Source organism: Parafilimonas terrae, from assembly GCF_900115755.1.
GTDB classification, from domain to species: Bacteria; Bacteroidota; Bacteroidia; order Chitinophagales; family Chitinophagaceae; genus Parafilimonas; species Parafilimonas terrae.
Map to the genome: position 1 here is coordinate 202780 of NZ_FOXQ01000005.1, position 20846 is coordinate 223625.

Genomic DNA, 20846 nt, shown 5'->3' on the forward strand with positions numbered 1-20846 from the left:
CGTTATTAAATTAAAAGGTTGCATTTAATCCGAATGTAATAACCATAGGTATTGCGCCACCGGCTGCATCATAACCAAAAGACGTGGCATCCCCGCCATACTCTGCTGTGTAGCCTTTATTATTTTTCCATGTAATAAGGTTTTGTGCATTGGCATAAATCCTTATTCCTTTAATGTGCAGGCTCTGCAGTGTATTTTGTGAAAAGCTGTATGACAACTGGATATTTCTCAACCTGAAATAGCTTCCATCTTCAATATTATAGGTAGAACCCTGGTAGTTAACACGGTCTTTCTGGCTGATAATCGGCTCCCAGTTGGAAGTGCCTTCACCATGCCACCTGTTTAACTGGAAGGCTGCGTAGTTTACTCTCTGAAAAGGAGATTCCAGCGAATTCCAAACCCTGAATATTTCATTGCCATAAACGCCTGCACCGTCAATATCTAATGTAAAATTTTTGTAAGTAAGGCTTACAGAGGCGCCATACATAAAATCGGGTGATGGGTTTCCTATGAACGTTCTGTCACTGGCATCAATAACGCCGTCTCCATTTAAGTCGGCATATTTTCTATCGCCGGGCCTTACTTCACCTAAAGATGACTGGCTTGGCGATTTAATAATATCGGCGTAAGACTGGAAAATACCTATTTGCTTATAACCGAAAAATGAACCAATCGGGTGGCCGGGAGCCGTACGGCTAACGGCAGTACCATTGTTTTGAGAAACCCTGTCAATAATCCCGGAAGGAAGATCTTCTGCCAGGGAAACCACTTTATTCTGCATAAAAGTGATATTACCGGAAAAGCTGATACTGAAATCTTTGGAGACAGATTGGTTCCAGGTGGCCAGGAATTCTTCCCCTGTATTGCGAAGTGATCCCCCGTTGATAATTTCGCTTGGCAAACCTATGGCTGATCTATCCACATAAGTCATCAGGTCATTGGTTTTCCTGGTATAATAGGTTCCTTCAAAATGCAGCCTGTTATCAAAAGCATTTAACTCAATGCCAATATCTGCCGCATCAACTGTTTCCCAATGCAGGTCGGGGTTTACAAGATAACTTGCCTGGGCTGCATTGTAAATATAATTTCCAAAAACAGCAGCAACACCGGAAAGAAGTGAAGGATAAAAAGGATAAGGATAAGGATTGCTTGTACCAGGCTGGTTAGGCGTGCTTTGATTACCTAATACACCAATAGTACCATGTATTTTAAGATAATCGAATATTTTCTGATTAGCCATAAAACCTTCCCTGCTTATATCCCAGCCGGCGCCAACCGCCCAGAAAGCCTGGCTGCGGTTTTGAGGAGGCAATTGGGATGATGCATCATTGCGGAAAGAAGCATTAAGAAAATACTTGTTTTTATAACTGTATAAAGCCCTTGCGAGTTCTGATACCGTAGTTCTTTCATACTGGGAACTTGTGGCCAGCGTAAGGGCATCGCTTTCAAAACCGTTATTCAAATACCAGAATCTTTTATCATCCGGAATAGGTAATGAGCCGGGCGTATTGGAAGGTTTTGCAGTACCGCCGCGGTTAAAGTTGCCAAAATAATAAGTGGTAAACCCAGCAGTTAAAGTGAGCTTATGTACGCCGCCAAATGTGTTGGTGTAAGTTAATATCTCATCCTGCTGATACTTTTTATAGGTTTGATTATTCTCTTCCACCTGTGTTGACTGGCTATATAAATAAGGCGTATTGTTTACAGGATTGTAAGCATAATACAACGGTGTATATTTCCTGTAATCAATATAACTCTGGTCTGCATAGAAAGTGGAACGGAAATTAAGTTTGGGGGTAATATTTATATCGGCATAAATGCTCCCCACATACCTCATTTCCTGGTTAATTACTTTGTTCCAGGTGTTTTCAACTTCCAGTAAAGGATTTACAACACCTGAATTTTGAAGCGCCACATCAAGGCCTGAATAGAGGTTCTGGCTGATTGTATCAGTACCATACGGGTTTTGCACTACGAATGGCTGCAGCCCGGCAGAAACCTGTGGCATTACCTTTCTTGCATTATCCAATACAGAACCGGCATCATAAGGATTATTGGTTCTTGCTACGTTAAGATTGAACCCAACTTTTATAACCTTATTGAATTTGTATTCATCATTCAGGTTAACGGTCATCTTTGTTAATTTCTGGCGGATGACAATGCCTTCATCATATATATAACCCAAAGACATCCCGAACTTATTCTTTTCTGAAGAGGAAGATACATTCAGGCTGTTATTGCTGAACTGGCCAGACCTTGTAACAGCATCTATCCAATCTGTATTTGCAGTTAAAAAAGAATAATCGGGGGTAGGCGCATTATTGTTATCATTCTCTTCCTTAAACAGCATATCAAAACCTGCCGCATCCACCATTTTTATTTTATTCACCAATCTTTTAAAGCCATAAGAAGCATTAAAGTTCACAATGGTTTGACCGGCCTTTGCGCTTTTTGTTGTTATCACAATAGCACCGGTTGCGCCTCTTACACCAAAGATGGCCAGTGAAGACGGATCTTTCAAAACTTCAATAGACTGTATATCGTTTGGATTGAGGTAATCTATATTATCATTTAAAATTCCGTCAACCACATATAAGGGATGCACCTGTCCAATACTAACAGTACCGCGTATCCTGATATCCGGAGCGGCGCCGGGCGTACCATTATTAACAACAGAAAGACCGGTAACCTTTCCCTGCAATGAAGCTACCGGGTTTGGATTGGGCTTATCGGCAATTTCTTTACCTTGTATTGTAGATATAGACCCGGTGAGGTCTCTTTTCTGCGCGACACCATAACCTATAACCACCACATCTGTTAGCTGCGAAGACGTTGAGGTTAATGATATATCAATAGTTGTTCTGTTACCAACATTTACATCCTGCTCTTCAAAACCAACATAAGAAAATGTGAGAACATCGGAGGGCGATGCATTTATCTGGTAAACTCCCTCACTGTTTGTTACTACTCCTGTTTTGGTTCCTTTTTTCTGCACAGAAACTCCGGACAGCGGCTTGCCGCTTGAATCGGTTACAGTACCTGAAACCAGGTTCTGACCCTGGGCATGGCTATTAAAAGCACACAACAGCATTACGGTAAGTATTGCTGTTATACTTAGCCAACATTTGCGTTTTAAATAACTCATATAATTATTCAATTTTATTTCAGAGGTTAAAAGGATTTGGTGCGGTCCACAGAAGCAATTCCGAATTACTAACAACTTAATTTTCCAAGCAAACATTAATAAACCTTACTGGATTATTAAAGAGGCGGCAGGTTTATTCATTAACACTAAAGACACATCTTGCGCAAACAGTGCTGCAAACCACTGTAAATTCCTTAACACAAAATTGACTGTACATTATTGGGTATAATAAAAGTTTTACCGGGGTACTTTACAATATCCTAATCTTACCTAACAGTCGTTAGTAAATCCTATTTTTGTTATATGCAATCACACCAATTTGAAAACAGGTTTCAGCAAAAGATAGATGCTGAAACCAAAATTGAGCCGAAGGACTGGATGCCCGATGCTTACCGCAAAACATTGATTCGCCAGATAAGCCAGCATGCACACAGTGAAATCGTGGGCATGCTGCCCGAAGGTAACTGGATAAGCCGGGCGCCATCTTTAAAGCGCAAAGCCATCCTCCTGGCCAAAGTGCAGGATGAAGCCGGGCACGGCCTTTACCTTTATTCGGCCTGCGAAACGCTTGGCATTGCCCGCGAAGAAACCATTAATGACCTGCATAGCGGCAAAGCCAAATATTCATCCATTTTTAATTATCCCACTTTAACCTGGGCCGATATTGGCGCCATTGGCTGGCTGGTGGATGGCGCGGCCATTTTAAACCAGGTAATGCTTTGCCGCACATCGTATGGTCCTTATGCAAGAGCTATGGTAAGAATTTGTAAAGAAGAGAGCTTTCATCAACGGCAGGGCTTTGATATTTTACTGACCTTAAGCAATGGCACCGAAGCGCAAAAAACAATGTGCCAGGATGCTATTAACCGCTGGTGGTGGCCTTCGCTGATGATGTTTGGCCCAAAAGATTCTGAAAGCACCAATTCAGACCAAAGCATGAAGTGGAAGATCAAGCGCAAAACCAATGATGAATTGCGCCAGCAGTTTGTGGATATGTGCGCCGAACAGGTAAAAGTTTTAAATATGGTTTTGCCTGATAAAGATTTACAATGGAATGCAGCAAGGCAACATTACGATTTTGGCGGGATAGACTGGAATGAATTCTGGAACGTGGTAAAAGGCAACGGCCCCTGCAACAAAGAAAGACTGGCAGCCCGCCGCAAAGCGCATGATGACGGCGCCTGGGTTCGCGAAGCGGCAGCGGCTTATGCAGCAAAAAGAGCTAACAAACAGGAAATAAAAGCAGCATAATGCAATTAACTTCTATTCAAAATAAAATATATGAAATATGGGGTCAAAAAATAATACTTGGCTTTGACCTGGCCGCCATGTATGAAACAGAAACAAGAACTTTAAAACAGGCGGTAAAGCGAAACATTACAAGGTTCCCTGGAGATTTTATGTTTCAGCTTACAAAAAAAGAAGTTGAGAATATGGTATCACAAAATGTGATACCTTCTAAACAAAAATTAGGTGGCGCATTGCCCTTTGCATTTTACCGAACAGGGTGTGGCCATGCTTTCAAGTGTATTAAACAGCGAACGCGCCATACAGGTAAATATAATTATAATAAGAACTTTTGTTTTAGTGCGCCAATATGCACTGAATTATAAAGAGCTTGCTTCAAAATTGCCGGCATTAGAAAAAAAGTATAATAAAAATTTCAAAGTGGCTTTTGAGGCGTTGAATAAATTAATTGAAGAAAAAGAAAACCAGCTTTCTTTCGAGCGAAAGGAAAGAACTGGTTTTAAAAAATGATTTTGTTATGCAGCAGTTTATCAGAAAATTTTATTACGGCGATATTCCTGATGATATTTCAGGAGAAGGTTTGAAGCCTGCACAAACAGGAGAAAGTGCAGAAGAAGCATCCTGGCCTTTATGGGAAGTATTCATCCGCAGCAAACAAGGCCTTGACCATAAACATGCCGGCAGCCTGCATGCCGCCGATGCGCAAATGGCTATTGAAAACGCACGGGATGTTTATACCCGCCGTAATGAAGGTGTAAGTATTTGGGTAGTTGAAAGCAAATACATTCATGCATCCAATCCTGATGATGCAGAAAGCTTTTATGAACCGGCGAGCGACAAAGTTTACCGCCATCCTACGTTTTATGAATTGCCGGAGGCAGTGAGGAATATGTAGGTGTTAGTTGAGTAGTTGATTGGTTGATATGTATTGAAAAGAATAAATGTAGTTTATGAATGAGCATTCACATAAAAGTTTTACCGAGCTTGAAGTATGGAAAAAAGCAAGGGCCTTGAAAAACGAAATCAAAGAATTGTCAGAATCTTTTCCAGTGGAAGAGAAATACAGGTTAACCGATCAAATTATACGCTCGTCAAGAGGCATTAATGCCGCCGTTGCAGAAGGCCATGGACGATATACTTTCAAAGATCAGTTACATTTTTGCATAATTGCAAGAGGATCATTATCAGAAACTCACAATCACTTTATTGATGCCTTTGACTGCAAGTACATTACTGAAGACCGACTAAACTATTTCAAAAATAAGATTGAAGAAGTTGAAAGGCTTCTGAACGGATATATCGCTTACCTCAGAAAAAACGTATAAACATGTCTGTAGCTTCACATACAAAGAATAATCTGCAATCAGATCAACCAATCAACTACTCAACTACTCAACTACTCAACTACACCACGCATCTCGCTGATAACACCCTCATCCTGGCGCAGCGCAGCAGCGCGTGGTGCGGCCACGGGCCAATACTGGAACAGGATATTGCCATCACCAATATTTCATTGGACATTTTAGGGCAGGCAAGAAATTTTTACCAGTATGCGGCCCAACTTATCAACCAGTCAACCAATCAACCAATCAACTGCTCAACCATTCAACCTGCAACTGAAGACGCCCTTGCTTACCACCGCGACAGCCGTGAATTTAAAAACTGCCTGCTCGTTGAACAGGAAAATGGCGACTGGGGCAAAACCATATTGCGCTTATTTCTTTTCAGCAGTTATCAATATTTGCTGTACGAAAAATTGCAACACAGTAATGATGGGCAGCTCGCAGCCATAGCAGCAAAGGCATTAAAAGAAGTTGCGTACCATGTGCGATGGAGCAGTGAATGGGTAATTCGTTTGGGCGATGGAACAGGTGAAAGCCATCAGCGCATGGTAAATGCAATTGACGAACTTTGGCCTTACATTGATGAATTATTTATAAATGCAGGATATGAAGAGGCATTGCTTGAAGACAATATTGCAGTTGACGTTTCTGCGTTAAAAGAAAAATGGTTCGAAAAAATTTTACCCGTTTTTAATGAAGCAACTTTGCAGGCGCCGCAAAATATGTTTGCGAAAACCGGCGGTAAGCAAGGCATTCATTCAGAACAATTGGGTTACATACTTGCAGAAATGCAGTTCATGCAAAGAGCATATCCAAATTCAACGTGGTAAGCCTTGAAAGAAGTTATTATGATTCATGAAAAAGATATAACAGAAGATGCCTTACTGAAGATATTGGAAACGGTTACTGATCCTGAAGTACCGGTACTCTCCATTATTGACCTTGGTATTGTAAGAAAAATAGAAATCTCTGCATCCGGCAGTTTACAGGTTTTTATTACGCCAACCTATACCGGCTGCCCGGCAATGGATGTAATTAAAACAAACATCAGGCTGGTATTATTGGAGAATGGTTTTAATAACGCTGAAATAAAGACCGTTTTATCTCCCGTCTGGACAACCGATTGGATGACTAAAACGGGCAAACAAAAATTAAGAGATTATGGCATTGCACCGCCAAACATTAAACAGCAGGTTTGCACACTCGAAGCTTTTCAAAAAGATGAAGCCGTTCAGTGCCCGCATTGCAATTCCTATCATACTCACCTGGTAAGCCGCTTTGGTTCCACGCCCTGCAAAGCACTATATAAATGCGATGATTGCCTGGAGCCGTTCGATTATTTTAAATGTCATTAATTCGCACTTTATTTTCAAAATTATTTGACCAAATTTTTTGTTTTGATTATGTCAACTATTCTGTTTGAAGTAAAGGGCAACATTGGTTTTATAACATTAAACCGTCCCGAAAAATTAAATGCATTTAACCGCGAAATGGCTTTGTTGCTGCAGGAGAAATTAGATGAATGCAATAATTCAAAAGAAGTACGTTGCGTTTATTTAACGGGCAGCGGAAAAGGTTTTTGCGCCGGGCAGGACCTTGCCGAAGTTTCAGATTCCAGGGAAATGAATATTATTTTACGGGAACAATTCAATCCTATTGTTTCAAAAATCCGCAAGCTTGAAAAGCCTGTTATCGCTGCCATAAACGGCGTTGCTGCCGGCGCCGGCGCCAACATAGCTTTATGTTGCGATATAATTGTTGCAACAGCATCAGCTTCATTCATACAGGCTTTCAGCAAAATTGGTTTAATACCCGATAGCGGCGGCACATTTATGTTGCCACGATTAATTGGCTGGCAAAAAGCAAGCGCTTTAATGATGACAGGCGATAAAGTAAACGCAGATGAAGCAGAGCGATTAGGCATGATCTATAAAGTTTTTGCAGATGATGTTTTTGATATGGAAGCAAAGAAGCTCGCCGCAACACTTGCTGCAATGCCAACCCGTGGTTTATGGTTTACCAAACAGGCTTTAAACTGGGCATTGAGCCACACCTGGTATGAACAGCTTTCCAATGAAGATAAACTGCAGCAGCGTGCGGCTGATACCTGCGATTTTAAAGAAGGCGTTCAGGCTTTCCTCGAAAAAAGAAAACCGGTGTTTAAGGGGGAATAGCTTAGGGCCATGCGCCACAAGCTGTGAGCTTTTAACTTCATCTTATTCAGTTTACCATTCACATTCATTATTCACTTCGTAGCGCTTCTACGGGATTGGCTGTTGCAGCTTTTATTGCATGAAAACTTACGGTGAGCATTGTAATGATCAATACCGTTAATGCGGATAATAAAAATGGTGTTGCTGATAAGCCTGTGTTGTAAGGAAATATTTTCAACCATTTATCCATAAACAGGTAGGCAATTGGAAAAGCAATGAGGCATGAGATGCCAACCAGCGCAATAAAATTTCTTGTAACAAGCGGCACGATCTGTCCCACGCCTGCGCCCATAATTTTTCTTATGCTTAACTCTTTCCGGCGTTGCTGCGTGGTGAATGCAATCAGCCCCAGTAAACCAAGACAGGTAATGGCAATGGTAAGAATTGAAAATGCCGTAAATATTTTACCACGCTTTTGATCTGCAGCATACTGCGAATCAAAATCCTGGTCGAGAAAAGTATATTGAAAAACGATATCGGGAAATATCTTTTTCCAGGTGCTTTCAATTAATTTAACAACAGGTGTTATATTCTGTGCATTCAGCTTTAGCTGTACGCTGTTGCTTACCGGCTGGTAAAAAAGTATAAGCGGCGCAATAGGATTATACAATGATTGCTGGTTAAAATCTTTCACCACGCCTATCACTTCTGCATAATAGCCCGATGTATCGCCTGCAAACTTTACCCGCTTGCCAACAGCATCATTACCCCAGCCAAATTGCTGCGTCATTTTCTCGTTTACAATAATGCTGCGCAACGTATCGGAAAGGCCTGTAAAATTGCGGCCCTTCGCCATTTTCATTCCAAGCGTATTAATATAATTTTCATCAATAGCGTAATTGTTTACACCCTGCTCAACAAAACCATTTTTTGATTGCACGGAAAACAGTTGCAGGTTAATATTCTGGCCCGGCACTGCCTGTGCTGTACTTACACTTAATACCTGCGGCATATTGCGCATCTCGTTAGTAAACGCAGTTATCTTGCTGCGCATGTTGGGCCCGTTAATTCTAAGGTTCATTACCTGAGCTTTATTAAAGCCAAGGTCTTTATTGCGCAGATATTTTAACTGGCCATATACCACCCAGGTACATATAAGCATTATCATGGCAATGGAGAATTGCACTACTACCAGCACCCGCCTCAGCGTTACATTGCCTGATGCTTTTGACAAGCTGCCTTTGAGAATATTTACAGGATTGAATTTTGAAAGATAGAATGCAGGATAACTTCCACCCGCCAAACCCGTAAACGCAGCAACGCCTAACATTATCCATAATGTTTTTGGCTGCAACAAAGTAGCAAACGAAATAAACTTGCCCGAAATAGTATTAAAAGCCGGTAACAGCAATGCAATAATGCCGATGCTCAACAGCAAAGCAAAACATGCCGTTACAATAGATTCAACAAGAAACTGCGCCACTAATTGTTTTTGCGTAGAGCCGGCAACTTTTCTTATGCCTATTTCTTTTGCCCGCCTTGCAGAACGCGCCGTGGTAATGTTCATATAATTAATGCAGGCAATTAACAACATGAAAAATGCTACTGCTGCAAATATGTAGATGTACGACATGCTGCCCAGTTCTTCCGGTTCATTATCTGTATCCGCATGCAGGTGAATTGCCGTAACGGGTATAATACCAAACCGCATTTTTATATTGAACTGCGCAAATATGGAAGCAAGGTATTTATCATATACAGGCAATAATTTTTTTTCAAAACTGGCTGCACTCGTATTTGGTTTAAGCAGCACATAAGTATAAAATCCAAAGCCACCCCAGTTATTGGCAAAATCGGCAGGCAGCGAACTTCTTGAAATTAATATATTGAAAAGAAGATGTGAGTTTTTCGGAACGTCTTTTATAACTGCGGTTACTTTATATACATCGCCATTAATGTTCTCCAGTGTTTTTCCAACGTAGCTTTTATTCCTGCCAAAAAATTTCTCCGCAACAGATTGTGTAAGCACCATTGAGTTTGGCGCCACCAATGCTGTTTGCGGGCTGCCTTCAATAAACTTATGCGTAAAAACTTTGAAGATATTACTGTCAACAAAAAACACTTTGTTCTCATATAAACGCTGGTCGCCGTTTTTATACATAATATCGTTGCCGCCACCAGCGCCTACAAAACGAACGGCTTCTTCCACTTCCGGGTAATCTTTGTTCAAAGCTGCTCCCATTGGGAAAGGTGTAATGGCCCATCGCATCGTGTCTTTATCGGGCTCTTTTACATAAGCGTTTACACGATAAATGCGGTCAGCCTTTTCGTTGTACCGGTCATAGCTTAATTCATCAATGATATAAAATATCAATAACAGGCTGAATGAAATACCAATAGCAAGCCCGATGATATTTAAGAGGCTGTACCATTTGTCCCTTTTTAAGTTGCGCAACGCAACAAGCACAAGATTTTTTAGCATAATGAGCTTTGTTTAATTGTTATTAATCTTCATTTTCTATGTGCCCGTATGAAAGGGAGTTTTACTTATCCCAACGCATAAATATAACCGTCTGCGCTGCCAAAGTAAAGCATGCCATCATCTATCCATATTGTTGAAAAAATGCTTCCCATCTTGAGGAATTCTGTATAAAGCGGCGTTACATCGTTTTTATATTTTTCAATTATATCCGCCCTTATTTTATCCGAAGCATCCATAAAATCATGGTAATGCTGCTTACTGAAATCCGTCTGAAAGAGTTTTGAAACTTTGCCTGAACTAATATCCAGTTTGTAAACCATTCCATCTATACAACCGAAATATGCAGCGCTGTCGTTTAATGAAGCGCTGCTGAAAACATTTAGCGGAACCGGTGTTTCATAAAGTTTTGCACCATAGGTTTTTTCAAATCCAAGTATGCTGTGCGAATCAGACATGGTTACAATTAACCGTTCTGGTGAAAGGCTTGGCACACTCGTCCAGCTTCCGGGTTGATGATATACCCAATGGCCGCCACCATCTTTTATTTTCAATGCATATACATTGTAATCTCTTGAACAAAAAAATACCGTGCTGTCGTTAATGATTGCATTAAACTGCACTTCACCTAAAGGGAAATAATGCTCGCCGATTGTGTTGAATTTCCAGCGCAGCGTTCCGTCTTCATTAATGCAATAAAAGAAACCATCGAAGCTGCCTGCGAGAACTGCATCATCTGCAATAGCCGGCGATGCATGAACAATTCCGCCTGTTTTATATTTCCACAACAATTCTCCGGATAGCTGGCCTAATGCGTATATGTATCCATCGCCACAACCAAAATAAACGCGATTGTTATTAACAGCAGGTGATGACTGATAATAATCCCATGCATCATAAAATTTTTCTCCTGCTGTTTTAAATTGCCATCGTTGCTTACCGGTTGCTGCATCGAGCGCATAAAAAATACCATCCGTACTTATAAAGAAAACCATGTTATTATCTATGGCAACAGATGAGCGTATTTCACCGCCGGTTTTAAATTTCCATATAACAGCGCCATTGGTTTTATTTAACGCATAAAGATTACTGTCGCATGAACCTGTAATAAGCATATTGCCGGAGAGAACAGGCGAAGCAAATACATGGCCGCTGGTTTTGAATTTCCATTTAACAGCGGGTGCATTACTTACGGGCTTGGCTGATGTAAAATTTTTTTTATCGGGCGTTCTGCAGAATTGTTGCGCATATATATGACTGATTAAGAGCAATGCAGGTAAAGTTGCAATACATCTCTTTAAAAATTTTTTCATAAACATAAAGCCTTTTCCGGTTGCGGTTTATCTGCCAACTTACTGCGCTTTTATATTTCAGCAACAGGTAAACACATAAATGGTTGAATATTTATTTTGCAGGCAATAATTGTTGGAAGAATGAAGTCCGGTTAAATTTCTCAGACTTAAATCTTCCAATCCGTTTATTCCGTTCTCAAACTTTTCACCGGGTTGGCTATTGCTGCTTTTATGGTTTGCACGCTTAAAGTAATAAGTGCAATCATGAGCATGCCAAAACCACACAAAGCAAATATCCACCAGCTTATTGCTGTTCTGTAAGCAAAATCTTCAAGCCATTTATATATTGCCCACCATGCAACGGGTGCAGCAATTACAAAAGCTACCAATACCAGTTGCACAAAGTCTTTTGATAAGATGGAAATAATGTTGGTAACCGTTGCACCTAATATTTTTCTTATGTCTATTTCTTTTGTGCGTGTATTGATGGTGTACATCACAAGTCCTAATAAACCCAGGCAACTGATGAACACTGATAAGCCTGTTGCCCAACCCAGCAAACTTGCAGTGCGCTGTTCTGTTTCATAAAATTTGGCAATAGTTTCGTCTAAAAATTTATAACTGAAATCTTCTTCAGGATATAAACGATGATATGATTTTTGAATCTGCGCAATGGTGTTTTGCCATGATGCGCCCGCAGCTTGCGGCTGCAATAAAACATGGAAGAAATAACTTCCCGAACCGAGGCTGGAAAATACCAGCGGGCCAACTTCTGCGTGGAAAGACTGTTCATTAAAATCGTGCATTACACCAACAATGGGCAGCCTTCTTCCATTAAAATCAAGCAGCTTGCCCAACGCATTTTCCGGATGCTTAAAACCAAGCGATTTTGCGTAAGTTTCGTTTATTAAAAACTCTTTAATAGTATCGCTTTGCTGCACATTTCTGCCAGCTAATATTTTTATGTTGAATAGTTTCAGGTAATTGGTATCGCCCCAGCGCAACTGCACACTTTCTTTATTATCATTGGTTGCGCCGGCATAGCTTATACTGGTAAAAGCAGCGCCTTTATCTGCAGGTGTAAGAAATCCCATACTCGCTATTTGCACACCGGCAATATGCTTTATTTCATTCAGCAATACAGCGCGATGATCAGCCGCTGAATCGGTGCGGGGAACATTAAAACTTATAACCGCATCTTTTCTGAAACCCATATCAGCATTCAATGAATAATTGATTTGCCGGCTTACCATTACAGTAGCGATAATAAAGAACTGCGCAATCACAAACTGGGATACCGTTAATACTTTTCTTATCCACGCATGCCTCGTTTCATTGCTGAATGAAAAAGACTGATTCTTTAAAACCCGGACCGGTTTGTAACCTGATAAAATAAATGCCGGGTATAAGCCTGACAAAAAGCTTACAACAACAGCAAGCAACAATAAAAACAAAAAGATATAAGGCTGCCGCAACGGTTGAAATTTTAATCCCGGCGGAATAAAATCTGCAAATAATTTCAGCAGCACAGGAGCCAAACAAAAAGAAATAATACCGGCTGTTATAGTAAGCAAAAATGTTTCGCCTAAAAACTGGAAGATGAGCTGCTTTTTTGAGCTGCCCATTGTTTTGCGGATACCGATTTCTTTAGCGCGGCTTGCAGCATTGGCAGTTGTAAGATTGATAAAATTGATGCATGCAAGTATTAAGAGAAACGCAGCCACAGCCAGCAGTCCGTATAAAGTGGGTTTATGCGCCAGCCGCTGGTTAAACCCTGCATATAAAGCATTAAAATGAATATCGTTTAATGACTCCAAATGAAAACGCTGGTAGTTAAGGTCATCCTTATACGCATTCTTATTATACTTATTAAAAATATCGTTTAGCTGCTTTTCTGAACTGGAAATATCTGTGCCTGCAGCAAGTTTTATATATACAGAAGAATAAGCCATCCAGTCGTTCCACACATTCATCATAAAATCATCCTGCATGTGCGTTTGTGCTATCGTGGCAAAAGAGATAAACTCAACTGCATTAAAAGAAGTGCGGGCATTTAAGTCTTTTACAATACCGGTTACAGTGGCAGTAAAATCATCATTATATTTTATTTGCTTACCAATAATATCATTAATGTTGGCTGAAGGAAAATATTGCTTAGCCCTGCTTTCCGCAAGCACAACATGAAAAGGATCTTTCAATGAAGATTCAGGTGAACCAGCAAGCCATTTAAAAGGCAGCAGTGAAAAATATTGCGGGTTAGTAAAAACAATATCCGGCTGCTTTTTAAAAACAGCAGGCTGCGCTGAACCGGCTTTTACTACACTTACTTTCGCTGTTGCATCACCCTGGAACTGCATTAAGGGAACAACGGCTTCAACGCCTGTTGCTTCATTTTGTATGGCTGCACTTAAGGGCGCAGGCACAGCAGCAGAGTGGCCTTCATTTCCATTAAACTTCATATCCATTACAACACGGTAAATGCGGTCTGCATTGGTTTCAATTTTATCATAGCCCAGTTCAAACTGAACAATTAAAAAAATGATGAGCGCTGCGCTTACGCCAATTGATAAACCCAGTATGTTGATAGCTGTAAACGCTTTGTTGCGGGCAAATACGCGAAAGGCTGTTTTGAAGAAATTGTTGAACATAAAAGATAGTTTATTTTGCTGCAAGCCGTCTATCCTTAAATCCCTTCCTTTAGAGAAGATATTTAAGGATCGTGATTAATTGAATGCTGTTTATATATTCAGCGGCCTACCAGGTCTTCCCTTCGGGAAGGTTTGGATGGGCTGTCATTCTGTTCTCAAACTTTTAACAGGATTTGCCAATGCGGCTTTTATTGATTGAAAACTGATGGTAATTATTGCAATAATTACAGCCAGCAAACCTGCAACGGCAAAAACGCTCCATCCAATATTTATTTTATAGGCAAAATCCTGCAGCCATTTATCCATTGCATACCAGGCAACCGGCGTGGCAATAACAATGGCAACAATTACAAGTTTAATAAAGTCCCTTGCCAGCAATTGTATAACACTGCCCACACTTGCACCTAATACTTTTCTTACGCCTATCTCTTTTGTGCGCACCTGCGCTGTATAAGCTGCGAGCCCAAATAAACCAAGGCATGAAATAAAAATAGCTATGCCGGCAAATATGTTGAAGAGTAAACCGGTGCGTTGTTCTGCAGCATATAAGCGGTTAAAATTATCATCAAGAAAACTATATTTAAACGGATAGTTCGCGTTGTATTTCTTCCATTCTTTTTGGGCTGCAGCTATAGCCGCCGGTACATCTTTGCCCGTTGTTTTAATATAAATATTTCCATAGTTAAGCGGCTGCGCATAAAAAACGGCGGGTTTTATTCTTGTGCGCATAGAGGTAAAATGAAAATCTTTTACAACGCCTATTATCGTTCCTTCTGTTTCCCATAAACGCAGGCGTTTGCCAACCGGGTCTTTAATACGCATGGTTTTTACGGCTGTTTCATTCAATATAAAGTGCATGGAATCTGCAACAGCTCCGGTAAAATTGCCGCCTTGAATCAATTGCATTTTAAAGAAAGGGATAAAGTTTTTATTGATGTTGATAGGGCTTAGCATAACTGTTTCGCCGGTTTGTTTACCATCCCAATCATTATTACCGGTTTGATTACCAAAGTCGATTATATCGGCATTGGCAAACGTTACATCTTTTATACCTGGTTGCTTTAAAAGTTCAGCTTTAACAGCCTCGAGATGCCCGGCCATGTATATCATCTTCATTGATAAAACATTCTCCTTATCATAGCCTAATTGTTTTGAATTGATGTATTGCAATTGCTTGCCAATTACAATAGTTCCTGTTATAAGTATGATTGAAAAAGTAAACTGCACAACCACCAGCACTTTTCTGAATGCAGCATTACTGAAGTTTGCGTTAATCTTTCCCTTTAAAGCTTTTACCGGTTCAAAAGAAGACAATAATAATGCGGGATAAATGCTTGAAATAACAAGCGTGCCCGCAATAGTGCACAGTATTATTTTCCATATATGATAATCAGTAAAATTTAAAACAATTTCTTTGGATGCCACTGTATTGAAAACCGGTATTAAGCTGTAAACAAGTACAAGCGAAATGATAATAGCTATTACAAAAAGCAATGCTGTTTCTGTTATGAATTGCAGGAATAACTGCGTTCTTGCTGCGCCAACAATTTTTCTTAAGCTCACTTCTTTTGCACGCAGCATGGAGCGGGCCGTGGAAAGGTTTACGTAATTAATACAGGCAATTACCAGTATTAAAATAGCGATGATGGTAAACATACGTACAGTGCCAATGCCGCCGTCGCCATCATCGGCGCGGTATAAATGCACTTTATTAAGCGGCAGCCACACATAACCAATATCAGTATCATCCGGCTTAATGCTCAAATGCATGTTGCGCAGTTTTTTGGCAAAGCCTTCAAACGAAAAACCGGGCTGCAGCAGGAGATAAGTATTGTAATCAAAATTGCTGAAATCGTTATTGATGTTCTTTCCATCCGTATTACTGCTATAATTTTTTTCAGCAACAAGGCTCATGGGAAAAATCATATCTCCCTGTATGGTTGAATTTTTAGGAAAGTCTTTTATGATGCCGGTAACTTTAAAAGCATCTTTATATTCAGTAGTTATAACTTTTCCTATTGCATCATCATTTCCAAAAAACTTTTTGGCTGTTGTTTCAGTTAATACAACTGAACGGCTGTCGGGAAAGGGATTAGCTGCATTTCCTTTAATGATATTAAAATCAAACATTGAAAAAAATGAAGGATCAGTAACCACGGTCCTTTCATCACTGAATACTTTATCCCCGTATTTATATAAACCATAATAATAATTTTCCGTAACACGCACCACATCTTTTACACCGGGAATTTCTTTCTTTGCCATTTCACCTATCGGCGCTGTAGTTACTGTCCACAATTGCCTTGCCGAGCCGGTGGCCACCATATTTTCCAGCTTGATAATATTAGGTGCATTCTTGTGAAAACGGTCGTAACTATACTCATCCTGCACCCATAATAAAATGAGTAAACCAACGGTTAAGCCAATGCTTAACCCTGCAATATTGATGACAGAATAAAACTTATTCTTCACCAGGTTTCGCCAGGCGGTTTTAAAATAATTTTTAAACATACAAGTTGTTTTTTTGATGTCTGATTTACGGTTGGCCGTCAACTGTTGACCGTTGACTGCCTCATTCCGTTCTCAAACTCTTCACGGGATTAGCCACTGCCGCTTTTATGGATTGAAAGCTGATGGTAATTAAAGCAATAAGTATGGCTGAAATACCTGCTGCTAAAAATACCCACCAGCTTATCTCAATCCTGTATTGATAATTTTGCAACCAGTCGCGCATCATCCACCATGAAACCGGGAAAGCAACAAAACATGAAACAGCAACCAGCAATAAAAACTCTTTTGATATAAGCGCTGTAATACCAGAAACGCTTGCGCCCAATACTTTGCGTATGCCTATTTCTTTTGTTCTGCGTTCCGCTGTATAAGCAGCTAAACCAAACAATCCCAAACACGAGATAATTACAGCAAGCGCGGCAAATATTTTTGAAAGCCGGCTTATCAGTTGCTCATTCTGAAACATTTGGTTGAACTGCTCATCCACAAAATGATAAACGAAGGGATATGATGGATTATCTTTCTTTATTACCGCTTCAACTTGTTTAAGCGAAGCTTCAACATTTGTTTCATGCTTCAGCCGCACATATACCAGCGATGCATCTTCCGGCTTTACGCAAAAAAACATAACAGGGTCCGGCTTGCCATACATATCGCCATACATATAATCGTTTACAACGCCCACAACATTTAAAACAAGGTTGCTTGTATCACCATCCCAATGCAATGTTTTGCCAACAGCACTGCCTTTACCCATTAATTTTTCCAGCGACTGCGTGATCATTACATTCATCTTTTTTGATTGAATACTGTCGGTTTCAACAAGGTCTCTTCCACCCAGGATTTTTATGCCGGCTGTATTCATATAGCCCGGCGAAACAAAACGCGTGGATACCAGTATCTGGTTGTTGGATGCTTTACCTTCCCACGTAAGCCCGCCTGTGTTATTACCGCTGTATAATGTATTATAATTAGACAATGCAAGGCTTTCAATAATGTTTGTATTTAAAAGATCTTGCTTAACCACAGCATAATTCTTAGCCAGTTCGCTGTTCATTTCAATTTGCAGCAGGTTATTTTTATTAAAACCAAGGTTCCTGCTTTTTACATGCTGTATTTGCTGGTAAATAATAATGGTGCTTATAATAAGTATAATGGATACGGAAAATTGCACCACTACCAGCCCCTTTCTTATAAAATTGGCGCTGCCTGCCTTAAGCTTCAATCCTTTTAAAACAAATACGGGATTAAAGGAGGACAAGTATAATGACGGATAACTGCCTGCTACCAGCCCGCAAACAACAGTAATAGCAAGCAATGCCGCTATATGCAACGGACTATTTAAGCCTAACGAAAGTTCTTTTTGTACCAGTAAATTAAAGGCAGGCAATACCAGCGCCATAAGAATTAAGGCAAGCATTGCAGACAAAGCCGCCATGAACAGCGCTTCAGTTATAAACTGGAAGACGAGGCTTTGCCTGCCGGCGCCTAACACTTTTCGCACACCCACTTCTTTTGCACGCTTCTCGCTGCGCGCTGTGGAGAGGTTCATAAAATTAATGCAGGCTATTAGTAAAATAATCCATGCAATGGTGGTGAATAAATGCACATAAGTAATGCGCCCGCCACCCGTTTGCACACCGTTATCAAATTCATCGCGCAAATGCCAGTCGTGCAGCGACCATAAAAACGGCCTTGCTATAGATTTAGGTTCATGTTGCTGAATAAAATCATACAACAATTTATTTACTGAAGCTGCATTTACACCGGGCTTTAATTCAACAAAGGTGGATAAGCAGTTATTGCCCCAATACTGCGCCCATGATTGATTTTCATTATACCACACATCGAATGGCGAAACCCATTCAAAATTTACGGTTGAATTTTTGGGAATATCTTTTATAAGGCCTGTAATTATATAATCCTGCTTATTATCCACACGCACTGTTTTACCAAGTACATCTTTATCTGTACCAAAAAACTTCTTTGCTGTTGCCTGTGTAATAACCATAGAATGCAACTGGGAAAAAGCTGTTTTGGCATTGCCTTCCACAAACGGAAAAGTAAACATGCTGAACAAAGAAGCATCAACATAACTGCCAATGGCATACATTGATTTGTTGCCTATGGAAATAAGTTTTGATGAACCTTCACCTCCTAACCTGCATGTGTTGGCAACGCCAGGGATAGCCGATTGCATGGCTGGCGCCAACGGCACCGGTGTTGAACCAAATGTTGCTGTGTAAGCGTCATACTTTTGGTTTTCGCGGACAAAATATAGTTGGTCTTTTTTAGTATTGAACTGATCGAAGTTCAGTTCGTCTTCTACCCATAAAAAAATTAAACCGGCGCAGGCAATGCCAATGGCCAGCCCAAAAATATTTAAGAAGCTATAACCTTTATTTTTCCAAAGGTTTCTGAATGTTGTTTTGAACATAGATATTTATTTCTGATGTATTATTTAGCTTCAGGCTATGAGCTGCGAGCTTCTGACATCATGTTATATAATTCATCATTTCCATACAAACGTCATTATAATAATGCAGGGCGGCCATGTCAATAGCAAGGCCAACGATGTTTATGATGGAATATGCTTTGCGCTTCCATAAATTACGAAGTGCCTTGCAGGGAAATAGTTTTTAAACATATCTAATGTTTGATCTATTTAAACGCAGGTTTTAAGCTCATGTTTTCCTGCGCATCCTTCAACCCATTTAAATCCCGGCTCATGCCGCTCTCCTGCCGAGTGAACGCATTACTTGTCCATAATAATAATCAGACTTTATATTTTTAGCAGCATCGCCAATTTGTTTTCTTAAGGTTTCGCTATCCGGCATTTTATCAGCAATCTTCATCAGCATCTGGGCCTGGTAATAATCAGAACCTATCTTTCCTGCGTATTGTATCAGGCTGCTCCATGCCGCTTCATCTGTAATGTTTTCGTCTATCAGGCCAGAGAGTATGCTGTATTGATAATAATCGCTCTTTATGTTTTGTGCTGCAGCTATCGTTTTATCATAACGGTCTTTATTAAGCGTTTTATTTTTAAGCAGGGCGCTGATGATCTCAGATTTGTAATAGTCGCTGCCCATATTGCCTGCTATCTTCATAAGACCTGCAAACCTTGCATCAGAAATATCATTATTGCTTAATAGTTTTTTTACCACTTCGGCCTGATAGTAATCAGATTTCATATTACTTACAATGGTCATTACCTGCTGGTATTGTTTTTCATTAAGCGATGTATTGAGTAATTTTTTTACTGTTTCACTTTGATAATAATCGGAAGAAATGCTGTTTACAGTTTGCAGGTAAGCATTGGATGTAGCTTCATCGGCAAGAAAGGGGCCCATTACACCATCCAGTAATTCAGCTTTATAATAATCGCTGCTGAGGTACTGATTGGCCTTATTAAGCAGTGTAACCATTTCATCTTTTGAAAGCTTTTGATTTTTCAACAGGTAAGAGAGATACATTTCTTTTACATAATCACTTTTGAAGCGCTCCACTTCGCTCAATACGCCAGAAGTGCCTTTTTGAGCAAATATTCTTTGTACGCGGTTATCGGCATCCACACCATAATCAATCAGCAACTGCACGCAGTCTTCAACAAGCGCTTTATCTTCTGCAGTCAGCGTTGATTTTTTATTACCATTAACCGTATATAAAAGATTGCCTTTGCCATCTTCTTCCACTTCAAGCGACTGACCTTTTTTGCGATAATAGATGTACCCTTCATCAGATATCGACGTAATGCTTTTATCATCATCGCCAAGCTTTACATCGCCTTTAATAGTGAGCGTTAATTTTTCAGCGCTGTTCTTTACTTTTAAATTAAATACGTTGTTTAGTCTTGAGTAAGAAACCTCATTATTTTGCGCATGTATCAGCGCAACAAATGCAAAACATAACAGTAAACTTGAAATGATCTTTTTCATTATTTTATTTTTGTTGTTTTGGAGCTGTCAGTTGTGAGCTGTTAGCTATCAGCCTTGAGCTAAGACTTTTACGAATCCTTATCTCATCC

At 40.1% G+C, this 20846-nt stretch carries 14 protein-coding genes and 1 pseudogene; 8 read left to right on the plus strand and 7 right to left on the minus strand.

Going from position 1 to position 20846, the window contains the following annotated elements; all coding sequences use genetic code 11:
• Positions 1-10: 10 nt before the first annotated feature.
• Positions 11-3145, minus strand: coding sequence for a SusC/RagA family TonB-linked outer membrane protein (locus BM015_RS10225; protein ID WP_177191873.1), 3135 nt, complete (start codon positions 3143-3145; stop codon positions 11-13).
• A gap of 303 nt (positions 3146-3448) precedes the next feature.
• Here BM015_RS10225 and paaA point away from each other — a divergent pair, with 303 nt between their 5' ends.
• From paaA to BM015_RS10260, 8 genes and pseudogenes are all read left to right on the plus strand, one after another.
• Positions 3449-4396, plus strand: a complete 948-nt coding sequence (gene paaA, locus BM015_RS10230) for a 1,2-phenylacetyl-CoA epoxidase subunit PaaA (protein ID WP_090657971.1) — start codon at positions 3449-3451, stop codon at positions 4394-4396.
• 77 nt (positions 4397-4473) lie between these two features.
• Positions 4474-4593 (plus strand): annotated as a pseudogene (locus BM015_RS21845) (ORF6N domain-containing protein); the annotation flags it as partial.
• A 25-nt stretch (positions 4594-4618) separates the two neighbouring features.
• Positions 4619-4903: a hypothetical protein gene (locus tag BM015_RS21850; RefSeq protein WP_245751362.1), complete on the plus strand. Its 285-nt coding sequence runs from the start codon at positions 4619-4621 to the stop codon at positions 4901-4903.
• Positions 4904-4910: 7 nt separating this feature from the next.
• Complete coding sequence (paaB, locus tag BM015_RS10240; RefSeq protein ID WP_090657973.1) at positions 4911-5288, plus strand: 1,2-phenylacetyl-CoA epoxidase subunit PaaB; 378 nt, start codon at positions 4911-4913, stop codon at positions 5286-5288.
• A 55-nt stretch (positions 5289-5343) separates the two neighbouring features.
• Complete coding sequence (locus tag BM015_RS10245; protein ID WP_090657976.1) at positions 5344-5718, plus strand: four helix bundle protein; 375 nt, start codon at positions 5344-5346, stop codon at positions 5716-5718.
• Between the two features lie 2 nt (positions 5719-5720).
• The gene (gene paaC / locus BM015_RS10250) at positions 5721-6566 is read left to right on the plus strand and encodes a 1,2-phenylacetyl-CoA epoxidase subunit PaaC (RefSeq protein WP_090657978.1); all 846 of its coding nucleotides are present in this window, start codon (positions 5721-5723) and stop codon (positions 6564-6566) included.
• Between the two features lie 18 nt (positions 6567-6584).
• A complete protein-coding gene (gene paaD, locus BM015_RS10255; protein WP_090657979.1) occupies positions 6585-7091 on the plus strand; it encodes a 1,2-phenylacetyl-CoA epoxidase subunit PaaD in 507 nt (168 codons plus the stop codon).
• A gap of 48 nt (positions 7092-7139) precedes the next feature.
• Entirely contained in the window at positions 7140-7910 is a 771-nt protein-coding gene (locus tag BM015_RS10260; protein ID WP_177191874.1) for an enoyl-CoA hydratase-related protein, read from the plus strand.
• A 67-nt stretch (positions 7911-7977) separates the two neighbouring features.
• Here the strand turns inward: BM015_RS10260 and BM015_RS10265 are convergent, their stop codons facing one another.
• The 6 genes from BM015_RS10265 to BM015_RS10290 form a co-directional block, all read right to left on the minus strand.
• On the minus strand, positions 7978-10371 hold the full coding sequence (locus BM015_RS10265) for an ABC transporter permease (protein ID WP_090657982.1): 2394 nt from the start codon (positions 10369-10371) through the stop codon (positions 7978-7980).
• A 65-nt stretch (positions 10372-10436) separates the two neighbouring features.
• A complete protein-coding gene (locus BM015_RS10270; protein ID WP_177191875.1) occupies positions 10437-11681 on the minus strand; it encodes an outer membrane protein assembly factor BamB in 1245 nt (414 codons plus the stop codon).
• A gap of 164 nt (positions 11682-11845) precedes the next feature.
• Positions 11846-14308: an ABC transporter permease gene (locus BM015_RS10275; protein WP_090657986.1), complete on the minus strand. Its 2463-nt coding sequence runs from the start codon at positions 14306-14308 to the stop codon at positions 11846-11848.
• A 144-nt stretch (positions 14309-14452) separates the two neighbouring features.
• Positions 14453-16819 (minus strand): ABC transporter permease, encoded by a 2367-nt coding sequence (locus tag BM015_RS10280; protein WP_090658207.1) that lies wholly within the window; start codon positions 16817-16819, stop codon positions 14453-14455.
• A 61-nt stretch (positions 16820-16880) separates the two neighbouring features.
• Positions 16881-19256, minus strand: coding sequence for an ABC transporter permease (locus BM015_RS10285; RefSeq protein WP_090657989.1), 2376 nt, complete (start codon positions 19254-19256; stop codon positions 16881-16883).
• 289 nt (positions 19257-19545) lie between these two features.
• Positions 19546-20757: a hypothetical protein gene (locus BM015_RS10290; protein ID WP_090657991.1), complete on the minus strand. Its 1212-nt coding sequence runs from the start codon at positions 20755-20757 to the stop codon at positions 19546-19548.
• Between the last annotated feature and the right edge of the window lie 89 nt (positions 20758-20846).

Coding starts and splice junctions, on each gene's coding strand:
- BM015_RS10225 (WP_177191873.1), bottom strand. CDS start 3,145: ATGAGTTATTTAAAACGCAAATGTTGGCTAAGTATAACAGCAATACTT.
- paaA (WP_090657971.1), top strand. CDS start 3,449: ATGCAATCACACCAATTTGAAAACAGGTTTCAGCAAAAGATAGATGCT.
- paaB (WP_090657973.1), top strand. CDS start 4,911: ATGCAGCAGTTTATCAGAAAATTTTATTACGGCGATATTCCTGATGAT.
- BM015_RS10245 (WP_090657976.1), top strand. CDS start 5,344: ATGAATGAGCATTCACATAAAAGTTTTACCGAGCTTGAAGTATGGAAA.
- paaC (WP_090657978.1), top strand. CDS start 5,721: ATGTCTGTAGCTTCACATACAAAGAATAATCTGCAATCAGATCAACCA.
- paaD (WP_090657979.1), top strand. CDS start 6,585: ATGATTCATGAAAAAGATATAACAGAAGATGCCTTACTGAAGATATTG.
- BM015_RS10260 (WP_177191874.1), top strand. CDS start 7,140: ATGTCAACTATTCTGTTTGAAGTAAAGGGCAACATTGGTTTTATAACA.
- BM015_RS10265 (WP_090657982.1), bottom strand. CDS start 10,371: ATGCTAAAAAATCTTGTGCTTGTTGCGTTGCGCAACTTAAAAAGGGAC.
- BM015_RS10270 (WP_177191875.1), bottom strand. CDS start 11,681: ATGAAAAAATTTTTAAAGAGATGTATTGCAACTTTACCTGCATTGCTC.
- BM015_RS10275 (WP_090657986.1), bottom strand. CDS start 14,308: ATGTTCAACAATTTCTTCAAAACAGCCTTTCGCGTATTTGCCCGCAAC.
- BM015_RS10280 (WP_090658207.1), bottom strand. CDS start 16,819: ATGTTTAAAAATTATTTTAAAACCGCCTGGCGAAACCTGGTGAAGAAT.
- BM015_RS10285 (WP_090657989.1), bottom strand. CDS start 19,256: ATGTTCAAAACAACATTCAGAAACCTTTGGAAAAATAAAGGTTATAGC.
- BM015_RS10290 (WP_090657991.1), bottom strand. CDS start 20,757: ATGAAAAAGATCATTTCAAGTTTACTGTTATGTTTTGCATTTGTTGCG.